This is a genomic window from Apilactobacillus micheneri (genome assembly GCF_002993975.1).
Classification (GTDB): Bacteria; Bacillota; Bacilli; order Lactobacillales; family Lactobacillaceae; genus Apilactobacillus; species Apilactobacillus micheneri.
This window is the reverse complement of record NZ_POSO01000001.1, coordinates 241,790-264,856: the sequence shown is the minus strand read 5'-3', so window position 1 is coordinate 264,856 and position 23,067 is coordinate 241,790. Positions and strand designations below refer to the sequence as shown.

Below are 23,067 nucleotides of genomic sequence, written 5' to 3'. Positions count from 1 at the left end.
ACTTTATTTAGCTTCGTTTTCTTCCCAAACATTCTTTAAAATATTGGTTGATTCACGGTCAGGACCAACAGCAAAGGTACATAGACTAACACCAACTAGTTCTGCAATTCGTTTTAAATAATTTTGTGCATTTTTAGGTAATTCATCGATTGTTTTACATTTAGTAATGTCTTCGTCCCATCCTGGCATTTCTTCATAGATTGGTTTACATTTATCCAAAACATCTAAGTTAGCAGGATAGTAGTTTAAAACTTTACCTTCATATTCATAAGCAGTACATACAGGAATAGTCTTAAATCCCGATAGTACATCCAGGCAATTTAATGATAGGTGGGTAAAACCAGAAATCCTAGCAGCGTGTTTTAATACAACTGTATCTAACCAACCAATTCTACGTGGCCTTTTAGTAACAACTCCATATTCGTGGGCAACATCTCTAATATGATCACCTTTTTCATCAAAAAGTTCAGTAGGAAAAGGGCCTTCACCAACACGGGAAGTATATGCTTTACATACTCCAACAACAGAATCAATGCGATTAGGACCAATTCCGGTTCCAATTGATGCATTCCCAGCAATCGGATTTGATGAGGTAACAAATGGATATGTACCTTGATCAATGTCTAACATTGATCCTTGTGCGCCTTCAAATAATATTTTTTTACCTTGGTCTAAATATTCATTAATTAATAATGATGTGTCACAGACATATGGTTTGATTTTTTTACCCATCTCATAATATTCATTGAACATTTCGTCAAAATCAAAAGGTTCTAAATCATACATTTTATTTAAAATATTATTTTTGATATCTAAAGCTTGATGTAGTTTTTTAGCAAAAGTATTTTTATCGATTAAGTCAGCAATACGAATTCCAATTCGTTCTAACTTATCCATATAGGCAGGACCAATTCCTTTATGAGTAGTACCTAATTTAACTTTTTTAGCTTGCTCTTGTAATTTATCAAATAAAATATGGTATGGCATGATTACTTGGGCTCTTGAAGAGATTCTTAAACCTTCATAACTTAAACCATTTTCTTTTAAATAATTCATCTCTTGAAGCAACGTTTTTGGATTAACGACTACGCCATTTCCAATCACACTTAGTTTGTCAGAGTAGAAGATTCCAGATGGAATAAGCCGACAATGAAATTTTTTTCCATCAATTACGATAGTGTGTCCAGCGTTGTCACCACCAGAATATCTAACAATCATGTTAGCGTCTTGACTTAAAAAGTCAGTAATTTTTCCCTTTCCTTCGTCTCCCCATTGACTACCTACGATTACGATTGATGACATAAAGTCCACCTCAAATTTTTAAGTATAGTTAGTTTTATAGTTTCTAATTTAACTAGAGTATTAAAAGAACACTCCAAGGAAAAATTCTAACAGTTTCTAAAAATAAATCAAGAACTATATCGCTTAAATATCATAAAATATTTCGCTTTTTGTAATTTAAAGGATAATAATTAATATAAAATATAAAAGATGATATGAAAACACGAACTATATATGCTAAAATGTATATATTAAATGATTTTGATTAAGGAGTTGTCATTAATGATTGATCGTTATACAAGAGAAGAAATGGGATCAGTTTGGTCTAAGCATAATCAATATGCTTCGTGGTTAGAAGTAGAAATTGCCGTTGATGAAGCCTGGGCTAAATTGGGCGAAGTTCCAGAAGACGATGTAAGAAAAATTCGCGAAAATGCTACATTTGATGAAAAAGAAATTGCTAAAATTGAAGCAGTTACTCATCATGATGTAGTTGCATTTACTCGTGATGTTTCAAAATCATTAGGACCAGAAAAGAAATGGATTCATTTTGGTATGACTAGTACCGATGTAGTGGACACGGCGCAAGGATATCGATTAAAACAAGCTAATAAAATTTTAAAACAAGATCTTGAAGAATTAACGAATACTATTGCTAAAAAAGCACTTAAATATAAAGATACTGTCATGATGGGACGTACTCATGGGGTCCAAGCTGAACCAACTACCTTTGGTTTAAAAATCGCTCGGTGGTATTCAGAAATGAAACGTAATATGAAACGTTTTGAGATGGCTGCAAATGAGGTTGAAGCAGGTAAGATTTCTGGAGCGGTTGGAACATTTGCGAATGTAGATCCATTTGTTGAAAAGTATGTATGTAATAAGTTAGGGATTCGTCCACAAGAAATTACTAGTCAAATTTTACCTCGTGATTTACATGCTGATTACATTGCATGTTTAGGCTTGATTGCTACTAGTCTTGAAGAGTTTGCAACTGAAGTTCGTAGTTTACAAAGATCGGAAATTCATGAAGTGGAAGAACATTTTGCTAAGGGTCAAAAGGGCTCTTCCGCAATGCCTCATAAAAGAAATCCAATCGGTTCTGAAAATATATGTGGATTGGCAAGGGTTGTTCGTGGACATATTATGACTGCTTATGAAGATATTCCATTATGGCATGAAAGAGATATTTCACATTCATCTGCTGAAAGGATTATCCTACCAGATACTACAATTTTATTGGATTATATGTTGCATCGTTTTAATAAGATTGTTGAGGATTTAGATGTATTTCCAGACAAAATGAAGAAAAATTTAAATGCTACTAATGGATTGATTTATTCACAAAGAGTAATGCTTAAATTAATTGATGCAGGGATGTCACGTGAAAGTGCTTATGATTTGGTACAACCATTAACTGCTATTTCATGGGATGAAGATAAACAATTTAAACCGTTAGTTGAAAATAATGAAACAATCAGAGAACATTTGTCTACCTCTGATATCGAAGATGCTTTTGATTATCATTATCATATTCGTCGAGTGGATGACATTTTTAAACGTATTGGATTGATGTAATAAAAAAAGGCCTAGAACATATAATTCTAGCTTTTATTACATATAAGTTTTAACAAATTCTTTAACTTTTTCCTTATAAGCAACTGGATTTTTCCAAAAACTTTCTTCGTGACCAGCATTAGGTACAATCCACAATTGTTTAGGTCCTTTTGAAGCATTGTAATTAATGCATGACATATAAGAAGGAACGTAAATATCACTACCACCATGGATAAATAGTGTTGGTAGTGTATTTTTCTTCAATGCATCAGTACAAGAAGCATTATGCAGACGATAACCTACACGATGCCAATTAATAGCACTAACTAATGGTTCAAATGGATAAGGAGGTAGATGGAATCTTTCTTTTAATAGATAATTGAATTCATCACCTACATTAGTATAACCACAGTCTGCAATCATAGCTTTAACTTGTTTTGGCAATTTTTCACCACTAAGCATGGTTACAATTCCAGCACCCATACTAATACCAAACATTAAGATTTCAGAATCCAAGCCTACTTTATATAAAACCATATTGATCCAACGTTTATAATCGATTCGATCAGTCCATCCATAGCTGACATATTTACCATCACTATCACCGTGTGCACGGTCATCAGGTGCTAATACGTTAAATCCTAGATCATGATATAACTTCATAAAATTAGCCATGGTTTCACGATTACAACCAACACCATGAGCCATAATAATTGTTTTTTTAGTAGGAACAGCAGCTGGTATATATGATGCAACCATTTTTTCACCAGTTTCTTCTTCATGCAAAATCCATTCATCTTTTGGAATTGCATGAAACCAGTCTACATATCGATAATATTCATAAGCAAATTTTAATTGATTATTTTGAGGAACTGGTTCTGTATCCTTACGACTCATGCCTAATTTAAATAAATATTCACTGAAAGTAAAAACACCAACACCAACGGTTGCCGATAACATACCAATTGTAGCAGCAGCTTTTTTTAAACTCATTATTATTCCTCCTTATTGGTTAATCTGTTAAATAAATATCTCTTAATTTTGTAATTTCTTGATCTGAAAGTCCAATAAATTCGTGTAAGAAATTATCAATATTACCATATTCTTTTTTGATCATATCCATTGCGGCATCAAAATATTTTTCATCAACACTATATAGATTCGATAAATTATTTTTTAATATATCATTCATACCATATTTTGAATATTCATTAATCTTTAATTGGACATATGGTTTCATTTGTTCTTTAGAGATTAGGTAATCTTGTCTAATGTCATTTTCGCTGACTCCTAAAGCAAATAGGATAAATGCAGCTGATAGCCCGGTTCGATCCTTACCTTGGGCACAATGAAATAGAACAGAAGATTTATCTTGATTGTTTTTAAGTAAAGTATCAAATAAGTTTCTGAAGGCCTTTTTGGCACTTTCTTCTGTAACCATACTTTGATAAGACAAAATCATATTTTCAGTACCTAAATTTGGGTTAATACTATATTGTTTAGCATATTCTTCATCTGTTTTGTCATGGCCAGTATTGAAGACAGGGTTAGGAATAAAAGTAGTTTTAGGAAGCATTTTATCTGCGGCATTTTTACGTTCTAAATCTGAACGTAAATCAACATCATATTTAACTCCATAGTTAGTTAAATATTCTTGATCTGCTTTGGATAATTCCGATAATTCACCGGAACGAATTAATTTATTCCATTTGATAGTTCTGCCATCTTTAGTAGGGTAGCCACCTAATTCTCTGAAATTATAACCATTTTTAACATCTAAAAGTCTTTTATTATTCATCTTATCCCTCATTAATCGTGTTAATATTTATAGTTAATTGTAAAAGAAATTTTATTTTATTGAAAGTATATACATATTTTATTAACAAATTAATTTGTGTTAATTTATAATATGTAGTTTATTAATTAATAAGGAGATAAGTTTATGAAATTTAAAAAAATAATTTCAATTTCATTAGTTACTGCTAGTACTTTATTGTTTGTTGGAACTACCGGTAATAATAATGTTTCAGCTAATGCTAATCATCATAAACGAGTACATAAAGTGATTAATAAGAAAAACAAAACGCATAAGCAATCAAAGAAACGTACTTTTAAACCAGTTGTTAATAAATGGTATAAAGGAACACCTAAGAGAGTTCATGGAACTTGGTACTATAATGGTAGAGATACTAAAGCATATATAACATACGACAATTATAAGAGCTCTGGGAATTATATGTACAAAGACGATGATGATAACCTTTATGAAAAAGAACCCGCTGAAGGTGTTAAAAACATTGAATATAGATATTTAGGTGGATATACTTATCAATTCCGTGGTGTTCAATATGAGTTGAATGATCAACATCAAATGGTTTCAAAACATCAATATTATCCATATAAACTAAAAATTTATCCTGATAAACTTCATTTTTATTTGGGTCATGGTATTCAAGATTATGTTAGAAAAGCAGACTTTAATATGAGGGATGTAAATAAGAAGTAGCATTAAATAATTGTATTTATTCATTTTTACTTATATATTATATAAGGAGGGTGATAAATTGAATATTTTAGTTGCTGCACCAAACACCAATTTTGATATTGATAAAATTAAAACTAATTTTAAAGAAAATGGAAATTTTGATAATGATAATATCTATTATGAAGATGAATCATTGTCTAAAGATATCTTAGATAGTATTGATATTTTAGTTGGTTATAACAAAGAACTTTTAGATAAGATTTTAAATAGTGATAATGCTCAATTAAAATGGATTCAAGCTTTATCTGCAGGCGTTGATTATTATCCATTGGATCAACTAAAGGATAAGAATGTTTACTTAACTACGGTTAGTGGTATTCATGCTGAACCAATTTCAGAAACTGTTATTGGAATGATTTTAGGTAATTATCGTGCAATTAACGAATCTGCACGTAAGAGATCATGGTATCAACCAAATGTAATGCCTAAGATGATTAATGGTAAACATGCGGTTGTATTTGGAACTGGTCATATTGGCGGCAGAATTGCTGAACTATTAGATGCTTTTGGTGCTGAAACCATTGGTGTTAATCATAGTGGACATCCAGCTGATGGTTTTGCACAAACCGTTAGTATGGACAATGTCATGAATGATGATCGTGTTTTAAACGCTGATCTTATCATTAATGCATTACCATTAAGCGATAGTACTTACCATTATTACAATGAAAAATTTTTCAATGCTTTGAATAATCAACCAATGTTTATCAGTATTGGTCGTGGACCAAGTACTGTAACTGATGATTTAGTTGATGCTTTATATAATCAACAATTAGGTTCAGCTGCTTTAGATGTTACTGATCCTGAACCATTACCCGCTGATAATCCACTATGGAAGATGGACAATGTGTTAATCACTGCTCATATTTCTGGATTGCATGCTGAGTATATGGATGAATCATTAGCTATTTTAGATGAAAATATGCAAGCATTTAATAATGATGGAAAACCAAACAAAAATTTAGTTAACCTTGTTGAAGGTTATTAAAGACTAAAAAGAAGCTATTTTTTAATAGCTTCTTTTTTTACTCTTTAACTTCTTGAGTAACATTATTTTTCATACATTTAAAACAGTGTGCTAACAATCCGATGAATAATCCAACAACTGCTGGAACTACCCAATCCATTCCAATGGATGCTAATGGAAGATAGCTTTGTTGAAAATTAGTTACGGTATTACCAAAAGCACTTTTGGAAACAACTGGTGGGAAAGATGAAATCATGTCCATCAAAGCAGGCACAGTCGTAAACAATACAACAAATAAATAAACAATGGAATCATGTTTAAATAATGGTGAAAATACAGATAATAAGATTAATACCATTGCGAATGGGTATAAGAACATTAACATGGGTGTAGACCATTGAATAATAGTATCCAAGCCAAAGTTAGCTGTCATAAAAGATGTTAGACACATGAAACCTAACCATTGACGATAACTTAAAAAGGAAAAATGTTTATGAAAATCTTGAGCAAAAGCGGCAACTAATCCCATTGCAGTGGTTAAACAAGTTAGTGTTAACAAAGTTGCTAATAAAGCATGGCCGACATTTCCCATATAATAGCCCATCAATTGATTGAAGGCAGTTCCACCATCAGCTGATCCTTTGAATTTATTTAAAGTAGTAGCACCTAACCATACTAATACTACATAAATAGTAGCAACTAAGCCTTCTGCAATTAAACCAGCCTTAGCAGTTACTTTAGCATTACTTAAAGGATTGTTTTTACCTAATTGATTAACAGCAGTTACGACAGTAACACCAAATGCTAACCCAGCAAGGGCGTCCATAGTGTTGTAACCCTGTAGAAATCCATTGAAGAATGATCCATTTTGATAAGCTGTAGTGGCAGCTTGTGTTGCTGCACTTCCCATGGGATGAAGGAATCCTAATAAGAAAACTGCAAATAGTAATAATAAGAAAATTGGATTTAGTAATTTACCAATACTTTTCATGATACTAGATTCCTTATATGAAAGTAAAAATGCAGTTAAGAAGAATAAAAATGAAAATACTAAGAGTCCTAAATGTCCATATTTAGCAGGTAATAATGGTTGTACACCAACACTAAATGGAACGGTAGCAGTTCTAGGAGTCCCAAATAAGGGGCCAATAGTAGCGTGAATTAGCACCATAAATACTAATGCAAAGGCGCCTCCTAATGGTTTCCCAATATCATAAACTCCCTTGGAGTGAGTAACACTAATTGCAAGTACCGATAGTAGTGGTAAAACAACAGCGGTACAGAAAAAACCTAGCATTGCTAACCACCAATTAGCACCAGACAATTGTCCTAGATGTAATGGGAAAATTAAATTCCCCGCACCGAAAAATAATGCAAATAATAATGAACTAACGACTAAGTATTGTTTTAAAGATAATGGTTTCTTGTTTAAATCTTCCATGAATAAAATCCTCCGAAATATTAAAAAATAGGTTACTTATGAATTGAATCGCTATATGTAAAATCTGAATCGGACTATCCAAAACCATCATCTCCTTTGTAAAAATATGTATAAATGAGTAAATAAAAAACGCCCTTAATCCATTACTGGACTAAGGGCGTCATTAGTGACACGGTACCACCTTACATTTGTAGACTAAATAAAATCTACTTCTCCACGTACAATCATACGCTGACACTGTAAGGGGTGTACCCCATGTACTTTAATCCACTCGTTTAAGTACATTGCTCGAAAGGGATTTTCACAATTAGATTAATGCTTCCTTGCACCTAACGAAGCTCGCTTCAAAAATCGTCGTTGCTACTCAACTTTCTCATCGCAATTAGTTTATTTATAAATTATCATAAGATTTTAATTTAAACTTGTCAAATATTATTTTTAGCTAGTGTTTTTTATTTAAAATAGATATAATTCTCGTGTTATAATAAACATATGCTTTTAAACGAGACAAGTTAATTTATTTTTATCAAATTTTCGCTCTCGCCAAAAGGAGAATTTTGTATGAAGATTGATAATTATGTACCAAAGAATAAACGTAAAGAAGTTTCAGATAAACGTATTAAAAATCTAAAACTTATGAGTAAAGTTGCAATTTTGACTTCTTCTCTAATGTATATTGCATATATTCCTGAAATTATGCAAAACCTCTCAGGTAATCCAGTTAGTCCTATCCAACCATTTGTAGCTACAATTAATGCTACTTTGTGGACATTATATGGTTGGTTTAAGACTTATCGTGATTGGCCACTAGTTATTTCTAATGTGCCGGGGGTTATTTTTGGACTAGTTACTTTAGTAACTATTTTCATTCACTAATAATAAAAATAATTTGTAAAAGCAGGCGATTTTTCGTCTGCTTTACTTTTTTATATATTATAATAATATTATTGGGTAAGAAGGGAGTAGCTACATGAGTAAAAAAGGCAAAATTACATTTTGGCTGTTTGTAATCTCGATTCTTTATGCTGTATTTTTTATGCATCCAACTTTGTGGCGAGATGAAAGTTTTACAATGGCGTTAGTAAAACATAGTTATACTGATATTATTAACCTTGATTCAATGGATGTACATCCACCATTTTATTACATAGTTTTAAAATGTTATTTAAGCATTACTACTTTCTGGACTAGTTCACTTTTTATTAAAGTAATTTTTGCTCGTATTTTTTCCTATATAATTACATTACTTTCTTTTATTGTTTTAGGAAAAACAGCTAAATCTTTAAATGTGACTGGTGGTAATGCAATTCAATGGGCAGGATTATTTTTGGCTCCTAGTATCATGCACTATGCAACACAAGTTAGAATGTATGCACTAGCAGCATTATTGTTAGCATTACTATTAAATCAATTACAACATTATGATAATTCACATAAACCTGGTCATATTATTCTAGCGGTTATTTTTGCTTCATTGGCCTCTTACACACACTATTTTGCGGCAGTTTCAGCAGGGTGGTTATTAGTACTATATTTTGTTAAGTTTGCTTTTCAAAAATATGATACACATTCTCTAAAAATATCAATTGGATTATTTATAGGGATGTTTGTACCATGGGGCATTGTTGCTTACTTTCAAGTGCAATCAGTCGCTAAAAATTATTGGATTCCACCAATGAATTGGGAAACCGTTTTAACTGATCTGGTTGATTTATTTACGGATCTAAATACGCAAACAATGTTTGATTTATGGGCAGCAATTGTTTTGATGCTTTTATGTATCTATCCAATTATTTGGAGTTATCGTCAAATGCCTAAAAAATTTAATTTATTATTTTCCTTTGTGATGGCTGATTTTATGCTAACCGCAATTACTGGACTTTTGGTTTCATTACTATTTAGACCCATTTATCTAGCCAGATATGGATATCCAATTTATTTTATTTTTATTTTCTTTATCGTAGTTATAATTGGTCATATGTTAGACAGCAGTTGGCAACGTTCCATTAGTCATATTCTAAATTTCATATATGGATTATTATTAGTTATTTTAATAGCTACTAATGTTGGATTTGCATTGCAAAGCCAAATTATAAATTATGATCTTAGAACTTTTAATTTGATGGAATCAGTTGATGGATATAAAGCCATCCCTCGCGATACGATTAATGTTAATCCTAATCAAAGCCCCAATGCAATTGCTCAAAAGATTGTTTATATTGATTCAATTAATAAGAAAGCTAAAATTAAAGATTTTGAAATTAAACATTTATTTGGTAATGATAATCGAAAATTATTTCATGGGGCCTTTGATAATGTCGAAATGGATAATATTAAATAAGATTGATGAATATTTTTTCATCAATCTTTTTTTATCTACTTATTTACGTCAATATATTATGATATAATAACTCAGTTATTATTGTTATACATATTAATTGAATTTAAGAAAAGAGGTTTTTTCACTCTATGAGTGATTCTGGTCAGCCGGTCTGGCAAAGAAATTTATTAGTTTTATGGTTCGCAACTTTTATTGCAGGAACAGGATTTAGTGAAGTGATTCCGTTCTTATCGCTATATGTTAGTGAATTAGGCAAATTCTCGCATGGAAACTTGTCGATGGTTAGTGGGTTAGTTTATGCAGCCACTTTCGTGGTAGTAGCAGTGACTGCTCCAATGTGGGGACGCTTTGCTGATCGGCACGGACGTAAACGATTATTATTACAGACGACAATTGGTTCTGCAATCGCTATTACTTTAATGGGATTAGTTACCAATGCTTGGCAATTAGTTGCATTAAGAGCAGCACAAGGATTTTTCGCTGGTGTTATTCCCAATGCAACAGCATTAGTGGCTGCTGAAACACCTAAGAAAAAAGAAGGGTATGCATTAGGAATTATTACGACTGGTTATGTTGGCGGTAATTTATTAGGGCCTATTTTAGGTGGATTCTTAGCAGGATTATTCTCAATTCGAGTAACTTTTTTTATTACAGGTGGATTATTATTTTTATCATTCTTATTAAGTCTATTTATGGTTAAAGAAACTTTTAAACCTGATCCTAAAAAAATAAAAAATCAACCTTCGTTATTTGATATTCATTTTCTAAGAGAATTTCCTAATCCTAAATTAACGGCTTGGCTTTTAGTTTCAACTATTATTGTACAAGCAGGACTATACTCAATTTATCCAGTAATTAGTCTATTTGTAAAAGAATTAATGAATAATCATGGACCAATTACGGTAGTAGCAGGAATTATTTCTTCACTACCAGGAATTGCGATGTTAATAGCTTCACCTTTTTGGGGGCGTTTGGGCGATCGCATTGGATCAAATAAAATTTTAATTTATGGGTTTATTTTTTCTATTATTTTTTACTTTCCACAAGGCTTCTTTACCAGTGTAATTGTGTTAGGAATCTTAAGATTTTTAGTGGGGATTTCAAATGCGGCTATTTATCCGATTATTCAGACCTTATTAGCTAAAAAAACACCAGCTGGCTCCACAGGGATGGTTTTTAGTTTGAATCAAGCTGCGCAAGCTATTGGTGCCGTTGTTGGTTCAATGATGGGTGGATTTATATCTAATATTTTTGATTATAGTGGAGTCTTTGTCTTTACCGCGTTATTATTATTAGTGAACTTAATTCTTTTGGAATGGCGAGTACCTGAAATTAGAAAAAATCATTAATAATAAGGGGATTGATAAAATGCGTCGTCATAATCAACATATCATGGAGCTTTCAGATAGTAATCTATCAAAAGAAGATTTAACTAAACCAGCAATTAATTTTGATAAATCTGAAATAAAAAAAATGATTAAAAAAACACAAAATTCAAATGATGACTTATATGTGGCAAGATTTGATAGTCAAAATAACGATGAAACATTTGCAGTTGTACAAAATTATAATGATTATTTAGATGCCTTTATCGATAATTATTTAAATGATTTTAAAAGTATTCATGAAACTGCTAAATTACATTTTCACCAAGAAATGACCCTAGGTTATTATATTGATGAATGTATTGCTTTGTTACATCGCAAATTTGAAAATCACCAGGATAAAAATTCAATGGTAACAGTTAATCAAAAAGGTAACTTAATTTAGATTTGTAAAAAAGTAATGAAATCTTAATGTTGATTTCATTACTTTTTTCTTGCTTTTATATGTAAATATCGTTAGCTTAGAAAGTACTATTAATTTTTATAAGGAGGTTATAATTTGGACGATAATTCATATTGGCGTAAGAATTTGTGGATATTACTATTTGGGACATTTCTAACTGGAGTGGCCTTTAGTGAAATTATTCCTTTTCAGCCATTATATATTGCTCAATTAGGTGATTTTAGTAAAAGTGAATTATCTATCTGGAGTGGAATTATTTATGCGGCTCCATTTATTGTGGTTATATTTACTTCAGCGATGTGGGGGCGTTTTGCTGATCGACATGGAAGAAAACGTTTAGTACTGCAGACATCTTTTGGATCAGCTATTACTATCTTTTTGATGGCTTTTTGTACTAATATTTGGGAATTGCTATTTTTAAAAGCACTACAAGGATTCTTTGATGGGGTGATTCCAAATTCGATTGCTTTAGTGGCAACAGGAACCCCACGTAAAAATACTGGATATGCTTTAAGCTGGTTATCAACTGGATATACTAGTGGTTTCTTAGTTGGACCTATTTTTGGTGGATTTTTAGTACGCCTTGTAAGTATTCGCGTATCGTTTATGGTTACTGGATTATTACTATTTTCTTTTTTCCTATTAACGTTCATTTTTGTAGAAGAGCATTTCAAACCATCTGTGGCCAAATTAAAAGAAAAGAAGCAATCATTTATTAAAATTATTCAAGGATTTTCTAATCCTCATTTTGTAATTTGGATTTTGGTAATTTCAATTGCACTACAAATTATGAATAATTCAATTAACCCATTAATTACTTTATATGTTAAAGAATTGATGGGTGGTAGTGGTGACATTTCAGTGGTATCTGGAATTGTAGCTGCAATGCCTGGAATTGGAATGGTAATGGTTTCACCATTATTTGGTCGTTTTGGTGACCGTCATGGAACTAATAAAGTATTAACTTTAGGTTTCTTATTGGCAATCTTATTCTTATTTCCACAAGGATTTGCACCAAGTGTATTATTCTTTGGTTTCTTCAGATTCTTAACTGGAATATCGAATGCTGCTTTATTCCCATCTGTACAAACTTTACTAGCTAAAGGAACTCCTGCTAGTTCAACTGGAATGGCGTTTAGTTTAAATCAAGGTGCGCAAGCAGTTGGAATTTGTATTGGATCAATACTAGGGAGTGTTGTTTCATCAATTTGGGATTATAATACTGTCTTTTATGTTAGTGCTTTAGTAGTATTAATTACTTTTATTTTAGTTAAATGGAAGGTTCCAGAACTACGAAATAGTTATGAATTTGATGAATAGATGATTACTTTTGATGAGTAATCATCTTTTTTATTTTGGCGAGTCAAAATGTTTGTGCTTATCTTCACAATGTATATAATTATGAACATAGAGTTAATAATAAATTTAGTTATGAGGTAATGTCTATGAAAGTTATAGTAATTGGATGTACACATGCTGGGACTTATGCTGTTAAACAAATTTTGAAGGAACACCCAAAGGCAGAAGTTACTATTTATGAACGCAATGATAATATTTCGTTCCTATCTTGTGGAATTGCTTTATATTTAGATGGTAAAGTAGCTGATCCAAAAGGTCTATTTTACTCTAATCCAAAAGAATTAACTGATTTAGGTGCTAATGTTAAAATGTTGCACAATGTGAAAAATATTGATACAGAAAATAAACAAGTTACAGTAGAGAATATGGATAGTCATGATGTTTTTGATGATAAATATGATAAATTAGTCATGACAACTGGCTCTAGTCCAGTAACTCCACCAATTGAAGGCCGTAATAATCAAAATGTCTTTTTCTGTAAAAATTGGCATGATGCGCAAACCTTATTTGAAAAGGCAAAAACAAATAAGCGCATTAGTATTATTGGTGGCGGTTATATTGGTGCTGAATTAGCTGAAGCATTTTCTAATCACGGCCATGAAACTACCCTTATTGACACCAATGAACGTGTAATGTCAAAATATTTTGATCAACCATTCACTGATAAAATCGAAAATGAATACAAAAAACACCATGTTAATTTAGAATTAGGGCAGTTAGTGCAAAGTTTTGCTGGTGATGAGGAGTTAACCATTACTACTAATAAGAAAGAAATCAAAGCTGATATGGCCATTTTGTGTGTTGGTTTTAGACCTAATACTGAATTATTAAAAGATAAAGTAAAAATGTTATCTAATGGTGCGCTAATTACTAATGAATATATGCAAACATCAAATCCCGACATTTTTGGAGCAGGTGATAGTGTTGCTGTGCACTATAATCCAACGGGTAAAAATGCATATATTCCATTGGCTACTAACGCTGTACGTCAAGGTATTTTAGTAGGTAACAATATTGAAAAACCAACTACTAAATATATGGGGACACAATCATCATCTGGATTACAATTATATGATTATTCAATTGTATCTACTGGAATGACAGCTGAATTAGCTAAACATGAAGGGATTAATGCCCATTCAGTCTTATTTGAAGATAATTATCGTCCCGAGTTTATGCCATCAACTGAACCCATTCTAATGTCATTAGTTTATGATGCTGATACTCGTCGTATTTTAGGTGGCACTCTAATGAGTAAATATGATGTATCACAATCAGCAGGGACTTTATCAATGTGCATTCAAAATAAAAATACCATTGATGATTTAGCTATGGTTGATATGTTATTCCAACCAAATTTTGATCGCCCATTTAATTATTTAAATTTATTAGGACAAGCTGCTCAAGCTAAAGAAGACAAAAATTAGATATTAAAAAAGAGTTTGCATAATCGCAAACTCTTTTATTTTATTCAATTTTATTATCAAAATCATTATTTTTATCTCTTAATTCGGCAGCTTGAGTTTTAGCACGATTATTCATTCCATAAACGAAGTAGACAATCATTCCAATAACAAACCAAATTAGAGCGTATAGTTTAGCATCGGAGTCTAATCCCCAGAATACCCACAATGAAGCTATAAAACCTAATGCAGGTAATACTGGGAAGAAAGGCATCTTAAATCCGGGCATATTAATATCTTTACCTTCACGTTTACGCAAAGGATAAATTCCAATTGATACAAACATAAATGCAATTAAAGTTCCAGCAGAAATTAATTGTGACAAGAAATTAAAAGTTAAGAATGCGCCAATTAATACTGAAATCACAGTAATAGTTAAAATGGCGTTAATTGGGAGTTTATGTTTTTTATCAACTTTACCTAAGAATTTAGGTAGCATGCCATCACGTCCAAATGAATATAATAGGCGTGATCCAGCCATCATCATTCCAATCAATGCAGTAAACATTCCAATAACTGCAACAATTTGGACCCCGGAAGCTACGTATGGATGACCACTTTGACGCAATGCCCAACCAACTGGTTCAGCATTATTAGCGTAGTTAGTGTATTTAAACATTCCAACCAATACTAATGATACTGCGACGAATAGAGTAACCGCAATTACTAAAGAACCAATGATTCCACGAGGCATGGTCTTTTGTGGATTCTTAGCTTCAGCTGAGTTAGCAGCAATCGAATCAAAGCCAATGTATGATAAGAAGATTACCGATACTCCAGCATAAATACCGCCGAAACCACCAAATGCAGTTCCATCAGGATTGGTATGAGGAGCAGGGACAAATGGCATGTAATTTTGAATATGGAGAGCTGTTAAACCAAACCCAATAAATACTAAAATAGCTAATACTTTCAGTACTACTAATACATTTTCAATTTTTGAAGTTTTACTATCACCACGAGTAATTAAAAAGGCAACAATTAAAATAATTATGATAGTACAGATATCAACAAAGCCACCAGGGGCACTAATTGGATTAGCTAAAGCTGTTGGAATATGTAATCCCATTGGTTCAATTAAGCCACGAAAGTTGCTGATAGGCCGGCAGCAACAAATGCAACTGCAATAAAATATTCTGCTAGAAGGGCCCATCCAGCAACCCAACCCCAAAATTCACCGAAAATAACATTAATCCATGAATAAGCAGATCCAGCAAAGGGCATGGCTGAAGCCATTTCAGCATATCCTAGGGCCACTAAACCGGCAACAATGGCAGCTAATAAGAATGATATTGTAACTGCAGGTCCGGCATTATTAGCGGCAACTACTCCTGGTAATGTAAAAATAGCAGTTGAAACAATGGTTCCAACACCTAGAGCAAGGAAATCCTTAGTTGTCATAGATCTAGTCATCTTAGCATCTTTATTTTCATAAACTTTAGGATCTTCTTTTCTATTCATTCGTTTAAAAAGATTCCCCATAAACATTACCTCTTTCTTTTTTTATGCAAAATTGCTTTATTATAACTATAAACACCATTGTATCATGAAAATAGCCACCCTTAAATTAGATAATTCAAGGGTGGCTATTCTAATTATTTAAATAATTAATTGTTCTTTTTATTGAATTTAGCGAAGTATAAAATTGTCATAAATCCTAGGAATACAACTCCTACAATTAATGGAATTCTAGTATCATTGTTAAAGAACATGAATATTAAAGTTAGTGCTAACATTGCCAAAGTTAGATAATTTGAGAAAGGTGCAAAAGGCATCTTGAATGGGTGATTCTTAATATGTTCTGGATATAACTTACGATATTTTAATTCAGACATAATAATTACGAACCATGGAACCATTCCTGGTAGCACTGATGAACTGTAAACATAAACGAAAATTTGACTAGCACCCTTATAGAAAAGTGGTAGGATTACGTTTAATAGAACACCAATTAAAATTCCAGTAGCAATTGAAATAACTGAAATGTATGGCACACCATGTTTATTCATTTTATTATAACGTTTTGGTAATTGACCATTTTGTGCTAATAAATATGACATTCTACTTGAGCTATAAATAGCTGAGTTAGAACCAGATAAAGCAGCAGTTAGAACAACAAAGTTAATAATTGATGCAGCAAAACTAATTCCAACTCTTGCGAATGTTTCAACGAATGGAGAACCGATATTAACAATTTTATCCCATGGATAGATTGCTAACATAACAAAAATAGAACCAATGTAGAAAATTAAAATTCTACCAATTGTATCTTGAATTGCTCTAACTAAAGTATGCTTAGGATCTTCAGCTTCACCAGCAGTAACCCCAATTAATTCAATTCCTTGGTATGAAGCAAAGACAATTGATAGGGCAAAGAAGAATCCTTTTACACCACCTGTAAAGAATCCATGTGACCATAAATTAGAAATTCCAGTAGGACCAACTCCATTGAAACCTAGAACAATAACAACAGCACCAATAACAATCATAACAATAATAGTAACAACTTTGATTAGTGCAAACCAGTATTCTAATTCACCAAATGCGCTAACAGAGATTAAATTAGCAATACATAAGAATACAATTGCGATGATGCCGGGTACCCATGATGGTATTCCTGGCCACCAGAATTGCATATATGTTCCAATTGCAATCATTTCTGAAATACCAACAACAATCCATTGGAAAATATTACTCCAAGCGGTTAAGTAACCGAAAACTGGATGCATATATTCAGTTGCAAAATGGGAGAATGACCCACTAATTGGATTATCGTAAAGCATTTCTCCGAGGGCTCTCATAATTAAATATAAGAAAATTCCAGCAATTCCATATGCTAATAATACAGAAGGACCAGTCCAAGCAATTGTTGACTTGGCACCCATAAACAAACCAACACCGATGGTTCCACCAAGGGCGATCATTTGCATATGTCTAGAGCTAAGCTTTCTTTCTAATTCTTCCTCTTTTTTCTTTTCTGCCAATATTTTCACCATCCTATAAATATATTATGTAGAAAAATCCCTAGTACACTATCTATTGTACTAGGGATTGGGTAACAATGTTACTAATAAATGTTCTAAAATGGAAATTTATTATTTATATATCATAAAATACAAATCATTTTATCGAAAAAATTTTCAAAAACTGTGCTTGTACCTTGCTGATAAACTTTTTATTGTTACTTCCCAGTAAGATATATTTCTACTTTTACATAATTTTAGCATTAAGAAATATATTATATATATCTTAATCTGTCAATTATTGTGCATTTATCGATTAGTTATTTTCAGATTTATTATTGTACTTCATAAAGTAAATGATTGTCATTATAATCAAGAAGATAATACCAATAATTAATGGGACTCTTGTTGAATTATTAATAAACATAAATACCAATGTAATTAGTAAGAAAATTAAAGTAATGTAATTTGTATAAGGTGATAAAGGCATTTTAAATGGATGACCTTTTAATTCTTCTGGATGTTGTTTTCTAAATCTAATTTGTGAAATTAAAATGATAAACCAAGGTACCATTCCAGGTAATACAGATGAACTGTATACATAAACGAAAATTTGGTTCGCAGAAGGGTTGATCATTGGAAGAACAACATTTAATACAAGTCCTAATAAAATACCAGCCGAAATACTAATAACGGCTACAAAGGGGACACCATGTTTATTTAACTTTTTAAATACTTTAGGGATTTGATGATGTTGTGCTAATAGATATGACATACGACTAGCACTATAAATTCCTGAATTAGATCCGGATAGAGCAGCAGTTACAACCACAAAATTAATAATTGCGGCTGCAGATGTAATTCCAATTTGTGAGAAAGTTTCGACAAATGGAGAACCAATAGAATTGATTTTATCCCATGGATAAATACTTAAAATTACAAAAATGGCACCAATATAGAAAATTAAGATTCTACCAATTGTATCTTGAATAGCTTTCACTAATGTATGTTTAGGATCTTCAGCTTCACCGGCAGTCACCCCAATTAATTCAATTCCTTGATAAGAAGCAATTACAATCGCTAACGCAAAGAAGAAACCTTTAAATCCATGAGCAAAGAAACCAAATTTCCAAATATTTGAAATACCAGTAGGACCGATTCCATTAAAGCCAAAGATAATTAAAACCAATCCTACAATTATCATTGCAACAATAGTTACAACCTTTACTAGTGCGAACCAATATTCTAATTCACCAAATGCACTAACAGAAATTAAGTTAGCTATACATAAGAAAATGATTGCAACAATTCCTGGTAACCAATTAGGGAGACTAGGCCACCAAAATTGCATATATGTACCAATTGCAATTACCTCGGACATTCCAACTACTAAGTATTGAAATATATTACTCCATGAAGTTAAGAAACCAAAAACAGGATGCATATACATGGAAGCAAATTGTGAAAATGATCCAGTGATGGGATGAACATATAGCATTTCTCCCAATGCACGCATAATTAAGTATAAGAATAATCCAGCGATTCCATATGCCAATAGAACAGAAGGCCCTGTCCAATCAATGGTTGATTTAGCCCCCATAAATAGTCCTACACCGATAGTTCCACCTAATGCAATCATTTTCATATGACGAGCACTAAGTTTTCTTTCTAAATTATTGTTTTTATCTGCCATAACTATTCACCTTCTTTAAAATATTTGAGTTTATAGGAAAATAAAAAAGTCCCTAGCACAAATTAATGTACTAGGGACGCAATTTTACGTGGTTCCACCCATATTTATATAGCGCAAAAAGCACTATATACTCTCATTAGTCGTTAACAGAACAATCTGATTTGGCATTATCCGCCAAAAATATTTTGAAAAGTGGTAATTATATTTTAATGATGATTTAACTTACAGAAGATGCTAAATCTCTCTGAAACATTAGTAAATATAGTCATGTCTTTTCTCATTAATTGTTATAATTGTATACTGAGAATAGACAGATGTCAATATAATAAAAACAATATTAGCTATTTTCTTTTGCTTCTTCAGATTTTTCAAGGCGATTTTGAACGTCTAAGATAGTATTCATTGTGTTGTTGAAAGTTTCATCATCATAATCTAAACTATTTAAACAACCTTGAACAGTACTTGTAATAGGTTCTTCTTGTTTAGCACCATGTTCGGTTAGTTTAATTAATACTCGACGTTCATCTTTTTTATCACGAGTTCTGGTAATCCAACCAGCTTTTTCTAGTCGCTTTAATAATGGAGTTAATGTCCCATTAGATAAGCCCAATTTTTGGCTAAGATAATTTACAGTAACCCCATCTTTTTCCCATAATGATAATAGGGTAATGTATTGAACATATGTTAAATTGAATTTACTTAAAGGTTCTTGATAAAATTTGTTAAATAATTGGTGTGCTCTGGTAATTTGAAAACAGATTTGATTATCTAATGTGATCTTATTTGTCATATTATATAACTCCTTTCTTTGCTAGTATGTATAAAAGTATAGCGTATCAATAAATTGCATACAATATAAAATATATCACTAAATCAAAATTGGTCAAGCAAACAAATAAAGCACCGTAAATTAATATTTACGATGCTTTACTTATTTGTTAATTATGCTTCTTTAGTATCTTGGTTATTTTTTTCTTCATCATCATTCCATGTATTAAATTTACGGAAATAAACAAAGATGATAAATGCAATTATAAAGAAAATTAAGGCATATAATAATGATCCTTTAATGATCATTGGTAATTGCAATCTAGTCATCATATGTTTCATACCATCTTGAATTTGCTTTTCAACGAAAAAGAAGTTAAATGGATTGTAAATTAATTTACGGTGTGTATAGATGAAAATCATGAAAATACCAGCGATGATTTCTGTAATCCAAGTACATGCAACTCCAAAAGCAATTGCGCCATACCAAGTTTTACAAAATCCAATTATCATCATGACGAATGATTGAAAAATAAAGAAATAAGCAATGTTACCAAGAACTGCCCAACTTAATTCTTGGGCTAAAGTTCCAGCCAAAGGCTTGTGAGGGAATACTAAGTACTTCATCAATATTACAGCAATAATTGCTACTAATAATAGAATCAAATATGAAATTAAAATTGTAATTACTTTTGAAAAAAAGATTGAAGACTTGCTATGATTCTTCATGTTCTCTTTAACCTGAGCATTGCTTTCTTGTCCGGCAAATCTGGTAGCAACGATAATAGTAGTTAATAATTCAATTACACCAGTTACAGCGCCAAATTGGTTCATCCATTTCCAACCATCTAAGGTTCTAGTTTCCATCCCAGTAATGGCCATAATAATAGTCACTATGAATAGTCCTAATGCCATAAAACTAAAAATTCTACGATTACGACTATTCATTTCTTGTTTTAATAAATCACTCAATTTTTTGACCTCCTAGGTCTTTAACGAAAGTTAATCATGTCATGAGTTTATCACGTTCATAAAACTAGTCAATAGAAAAACACCCAATTTATTAAGATAAAAAGGGTGCTTTAATTTAATTTTTTAATTTGAATTAAACGTTTCTATGATTGTAGATAACGTATGCAATTGCTGTAAAAATTAGAGCATATACAACAGTTCCAATTTCCATTTGAGTTAATGAAAGATTTGTTACCGTTTTTGCACTATGATCAACAAATTGAGTAGATACATTTAAAAAGTTAAATGGATTAAACTTTAACATGTCCCATTTTTTCATTAGAACCATTGAGAATGCAGTAACAATGCTTGAAGCAAAGAAGAATACAATTCCTAATGCAATGGCTACACCATTATTTTTAACAATGTTACTTACTAACATTACCATTGGAATTATTAATAATAGCAACCATGAAATACTAAATAAATTTTGATTAATATATTTTATTCCCATATCACCAGAACGATCAAAAATCATTTTTGATATAAATGTGAAAATATAGCTCATTACAATTAAATAAATATACATAAAGAATGTAGTAACTAGTTTAGAAATGAAAATTTGTAATCTGGAAAATTGGCGCGAAAATAAATATTTAACGGTGTTATTTGCAAAATCACCAATCATAATAGTACTTGCAAATACAACCATTGCAATAAGTACTAAATCCATATTATCGTTAAAAACATTAAAAGCAAATGCTTGATGATCAACATGATTTTTTCCAGATGTAAGAAAATATCCGGCAGTTAATGAGGCCAAGAGCATTACAATTGGCCAACCAATATAAAACTTACCATGAATTTGTTTATAAATTTCTTGTCTTAATAGAGTTAACATTATTTAGTTTCCTCCTTTTGGTTATCTTCAGTTAATAGATTTAATAGTGATTCTTCTAGGTCAGCTTTGTCCTTAGAAACATCTTGAATTTCAAGACCAGCATCATTTAAAGCAGCTAATGCTTTATTCATTGAATCGCCATCGTCTTTAAGCTCAACGGTCTTATCACTCATCTTAGCCTTAAAACCAGCTTGTAATAATGCATTGTATGCTTTTTCGTTATCGTTAGTGGTAAATTTAATATTGTTTTTACCACTTGATAGGAATGACTTAGCATCTGATTCCTTAACAACACGACCATGATTAATTACAACATAGTAATCAGCAATACGAGCTAATTCATCAAGTAAATGACTTGAAATCAATACACTAATACCACGTTTTGATAACTTCAATAATAAGTCACGTAAGTCATGCGTTGATTGAGGATCAAGACCATTCATAGGTTCATCTAAGATTAATAATTTAGGATGATTTAACAATGAAATAGCAATTCCTAAACGTTGTTTCATACCTAGTGAATATTTTTTAGCCTTACGATTACAGAATGAATTAATTTGTGTATCTTTCATAATTTCTTGAATTTCACCATCTGTAGTTGATCCATCATTGAACAATTTTAGGTTTTGATAACCAGTTAAGCTTAAATAAGGAGCAGGTGATTCAATCATAGAACCAACATTTTTTAAACTCTTACGGTTATTTTTAGTTAAACTTTCACCATTAATTTTAATAGATCCAGAATTATAACTGGTTAAACCAACAATGCTTTTCATAATTGTAGATTTACCAGCACCATTAGGACCGATAAGTCCTAAGATAGTACCTGGTTCAACGTCAAATGTAACGTTAAATAAAGCTTGCTTTTGCCCAAACTTTTTGTTTAAGTTTTGTACTTCAAGCACTTTCATAAAATAATCTCCTTTATTAATTAGTTATTTACTTATGTAACTAACTATATTGCAATTTAATTAGAAAGTCAAGATGAATTATTAGAGTATGATAATCTATGGGTTAAATTTGTAAATATATTTCAATTTGCAAAGAAA

19 protein-coding genes, 1 pseudogene and 1 other annotated feature are annotated in these 23,067 nt (G+C 31.4%); of the genes and pseudogenes, 9 read left to right on the top strand and 11 right to left on the bottom strand.

Annotated elements, in window-relative coordinates; all coding sequences use genetic code 11:
• Window positions 1-3: 3 nt before the first annotated feature.
• Window positions 4-1,302: an adenylosuccinate synthase gene (locus tag C7N41_RS01380; RefSeq protein WP_105963943.1), complete on the bottom strand. Its 1,299-nt coding sequence runs from the start codon at window positions 1,300-1,302 to the stop codon at window positions 4-6.
• Between the two features lie 261 nt (window positions 1,303-1,563).
• Here C7N41_RS01380 and purB point away from each other — a divergent pair, with 261 nt between their 5' ends.
• Complete coding sequence (gene purB / locus C7N41_RS01375) at window positions 1,564-2,859, top strand: adenylosuccinate lyase (protein WP_105963942.1); 1,296 nt, start codon at window positions 1,564-1,566, stop codon at window positions 2,857-2,859.
• A gap of 36 nt (window positions 2,860-2,895) precedes the next feature.
• Here the strand turns inward: purB and C7N41_RS01370 are convergent, their stop codons facing one another.
• Window positions 2,896-3,831 carry an alpha/beta hydrolase gene (locus C7N41_RS01370; protein WP_225362833.1) on the bottom strand — a complete coding sequence of 312 codons (936 nt, stop codon included), beginning with the start codon at window positions 3,829-3,831 and terminating at the stop codon, window positions 2,896-2,898.
• Window positions 3,832-3,850: 19 nt separating this feature from the next.
• Entirely contained in the window at window positions 3,851-4,636 is a 786-nt protein-coding gene (locus tag C7N41_RS01365) for a tyrosine-protein phosphatase (protein ID WP_157944939.1), read from the bottom strand.
• Window positions 4,637-4,780: 144 nt separating this feature from the next.
• On the opposite strand from C7N41_RS01365, the gene C7N41_RS01360 reads away from it, so the two are divergent.
• Together C7N41_RS01360 and C7N41_RS01355 are read left to right on the top strand one after the other, a co-directional pair.
• Complete coding sequence (locus C7N41_RS01360; protein WP_105963940.1) at window positions 4,781-5,344, top strand: hypothetical protein; 564 nt, start codon at window positions 4,781-4,783, stop codon at window positions 5,342-5,344.
• Between the two features lie 58 nt (window positions 5,345-5,402).
• Window positions 5,403-6,371, top strand: coding sequence for an NAD(P)-dependent oxidoreductase (locus tag C7N41_RS01355; protein ID WP_157944937.1), 969 nt, complete (start codon window positions 5,403-5,405; stop codon window positions 6,369-6,371).
• 37 nt (window positions 6,372-6,408) lie between these two features.
• On the opposite strand, the gene brnQ is transcribed toward C7N41_RS01355, so the two are convergent.
• Window positions 6,409-7,791 carry a branched-chain amino acid transport system II carrier protein gene (gene brnQ / locus C7N41_RS01350; protein ID WP_167390221.1) on the bottom strand — a complete coding sequence of 461 codons (1,383 nt, stop codon included), beginning with the start codon at window positions 7,789-7,791 and terminating at the stop codon, window positions 6,409-6,411.
• A 150-nt stretch (window positions 7,792-7,941) separates the two neighbouring features.
• Window positions 7,942-8,177 (bottom strand) — a binding site (T-box leader).
• A 175-nt stretch (window positions 8,178-8,352) separates the two neighbouring features.
• Between brnQ and C7N41_RS01345 the strand changes: the two genes are divergently transcribed.
• The 6 genes from C7N41_RS01345 (at window position 8,353) to C7N41_RS01320 (ending at window position 14,706) form a co-directional block, all read left to right on the top strand.
• The gene (locus C7N41_RS01345; protein ID WP_105963937.1) at window positions 8,353-8,667 is read left to right on the top strand and encodes a SemiSWEET family transporter; all 315 of its coding nucleotides are present in this window, start codon (window positions 8,353-8,355) and stop codon (window positions 8,665-8,667) included.
• A gap of 94 nt (window positions 8,668-8,761) precedes the next feature.
• Entirely contained in the window at window positions 8,762-10,132 is a 1,371-nt protein-coding gene (locus tag C7N41_RS01340; RefSeq protein ID WP_105963936.1) for a hypothetical protein, read from the top strand.
• A gap of 128 nt (window positions 10,133-10,260) precedes the next feature.
• The gene (locus tag C7N41_RS01335) at window positions 10,261-11,481 is read left to right on the top strand and encodes an MFS transporter (RefSeq protein ID WP_105963935.1); all 1,221 of its coding nucleotides are present in this window, start codon (window positions 10,261-10,263) and stop codon (window positions 11,479-11,481) included.
• 19 nt (window positions 11,482-11,500) lie between these two features.
• Entirely contained in the window at window positions 11,501-11,902 is a 402-nt protein-coding gene (locus C7N41_RS01330) for a hypothetical protein (RefSeq protein WP_105963934.1), read from the top strand.
• A gap of 114 nt (window positions 11,903-12,016) precedes the next feature.
• Complete coding sequence (locus C7N41_RS01325) at window positions 12,017-13,240, top strand: MFS transporter (protein WP_105963933.1); 1,224 nt, start codon at window positions 12,017-12,019, stop codon at window positions 13,238-13,240.
• A gap of 125 nt (window positions 13,241-13,365) precedes the next feature.
• Window positions 13,366-14,706: an FAD-dependent oxidoreductase gene (locus C7N41_RS01320; RefSeq protein WP_105963932.1), complete on the top strand. Its 1,341-nt coding sequence runs from the start codon at window positions 13,366-13,368 to the stop codon at window positions 14,704-14,706.
• Between the two features lie 40 nt (window positions 14,707-14,746).
• On the opposite strand, the pseudogene C7N41_RS01315 reads toward C7N41_RS01320, so the two are convergent.
• The 7 genes and pseudogenes from C7N41_RS01315 to C7N41_RS01285 all read right to left on the bottom strand — a co-directional run bounded on the left by C7N41_RS01315 (window position 14,747) and on the right by C7N41_RS01285 (window position 22,929).
• Window positions 14,747-16,224: pseudogene (locus C7N41_RS01315) on the bottom strand (APC family permease).
• Window positions 16,225-16,349: 125 nt separating this feature from the next.
• Complete coding sequence (locus C7N41_RS01310; RefSeq protein WP_105964078.1) at window positions 16,350-17,672, bottom strand: amino acid permease; 1,323 nt, start codon at window positions 17,670-17,672, stop codon at window positions 16,350-16,352.
• Window positions 17,673-18,021: 349 nt separating this feature from the next.
• Window positions 18,022-19,398, bottom strand: coding sequence for an amino acid permease (locus C7N41_RS01305; RefSeq protein WP_225362832.1), 1,377 nt, complete (start codon window positions 19,396-19,398; stop codon window positions 18,022-18,024).
• A gap of 337 nt (window positions 19,399-19,735) precedes the next feature.
• Window positions 19,736-20,188 carry a MarR family winged helix-turn-helix transcriptional regulator gene (locus tag C7N41_RS01300; protein WP_105963931.1) on the bottom strand — a complete coding sequence of 151 codons (453 nt, stop codon included), beginning with the start codon at window positions 20,186-20,188 and terminating at the stop codon, window positions 19,736-19,738.
• A gap of 152 nt (window positions 20,189-20,340) precedes the next feature.
• The gene (locus tag C7N41_RS01295; protein ID WP_105963930.1) at window positions 20,341-21,138 is read right to left on the bottom strand and encodes a hypothetical protein; all 798 of its coding nucleotides are present in this window, start codon (window positions 21,136-21,138) and stop codon (window positions 20,341-20,343) included.
• Between the two features lie 133 nt (window positions 21,139-21,271).
• Window positions 21,272-22,018: an ABC transporter permease gene (locus tag C7N41_RS01290; RefSeq protein ID WP_105963929.1), complete on the bottom strand. Its 747-nt coding sequence runs from the start codon at window positions 22,016-22,018 to the stop codon at window positions 21,272-21,274.
• Window positions 22,018-22,929, bottom strand: a complete 912-nt coding sequence (locus tag C7N41_RS01285; protein WP_105963928.1) for an ABC transporter ATP-binding protein — start codon at window positions 22,927-22,929, stop codon at window positions 22,018-22,020. Before C7N41_RS01285 ends, C7N41_RS01290 begins: the two co-directional genes overlap by 1 nt.
• Between the last annotated feature and the right edge of the window lie 138 nt (window positions 22,930-23,067).

Bases quoted from the DNA above. Each gene is read 5' to 3' on its own strand.
- C7N41_RS01380 (WP_105963943.1), bottom strand. From the start codon at position 1,302: ATGTCATCAATCGTAATCGTAGGTAGTCAATGGGGAGACGAAGGAAAG.
- purB (WP_105963942.1), top strand. From the start codon at position 1,564: ATGATTGATCGTTATACAAGAGAAGAAATGGGATCAGTTTGGTCTAAG.
- C7N41_RS01370 (WP_225362833.1), bottom strand. From the start codon at position 3,831: ATGAGTTTAAAAAAAGCTGCTGCTACAATTGGTATGTTATCGGCAACC.
- C7N41_RS01365 (WP_157944939.1), bottom strand. From the start codon at position 4,636: ATGAATAATAAAAGACTTTTAGATGTTAAAAATGGTTATAATTTCAGA.
- C7N41_RS01360 (WP_105963940.1), top strand. From the start codon at position 4,781: ATGAAATTTAAAAAAATAATTTCAATTTCATTAGTTACTGCTAGTACT.
- brnQ (WP_167390221.1), bottom strand. From the start codon at position 7,791: ATGGAAGATTTAAACAAGAAACCATTATCTTTAAAACAATACTTAGTC.
- C7N41_RS01345 (WP_105963937.1), top strand. From the start codon at position 8,353: ATGAAGATTGATAATTATGTACCAAAGAATAAACGTAAAGAAGTTTCA.
- C7N41_RS01340 (WP_105963936.1), top strand. From the start codon at position 8,762: ATGAGTAAAAAAGGCAAAATTACATTTTGGCTGTTTGTAATCTCGATT.
- C7N41_RS01335 (WP_105963935.1), top strand. From the start codon at position 10,261: ATGAGTGATTCTGGTCAGCCGGTCTGGCAAAGAAATTTATTAGTTTTA.
- C7N41_RS01330 (WP_105963934.1), top strand. From the start codon at position 11,501: ATGCGTCGTCATAATCAACATATCATGGAGCTTTCAGATAGTAATCTA.
- C7N41_RS01320 (WP_105963932.1), top strand. From the start codon at position 13,366: ATGAAAGTTATAGTAATTGGATGTACACATGCTGGGACTTATGCTGTT.
- C7N41_RS01310 (WP_105964078.1), bottom strand. From the start codon at position 17,672: ATGCAAATGATCGCCCTTGGTGGAACCATCGGTGTTGGTTTGTTTATG.
- C7N41_RS01305 (WP_225362832.1), bottom strand. From the start codon at position 19,398: ATGGCAGATAAAAACAATAATTTAGAAAGAAAACTTAGTGCTCGTCAT.
- C7N41_RS01300 (WP_105963931.1), bottom strand. From the start codon at position 20,188: ATGACAAATAAGATCACATTAGATAATCAAATCTGTTTTCAAATTACC.
- C7N41_RS01290 (WP_105963929.1), bottom strand. From the start codon at position 22,018: ATGTTAACTCTATTAAGACAAGAAATTTATAAACAAATTCATGGTAAG.
- C7N41_RS01285 (WP_105963928.1), bottom strand. From the start codon at position 22,929: ATGAAAGTGCTTGAAGTACAAAACTTAAACAAAAAGTTTGGGCAAAAG.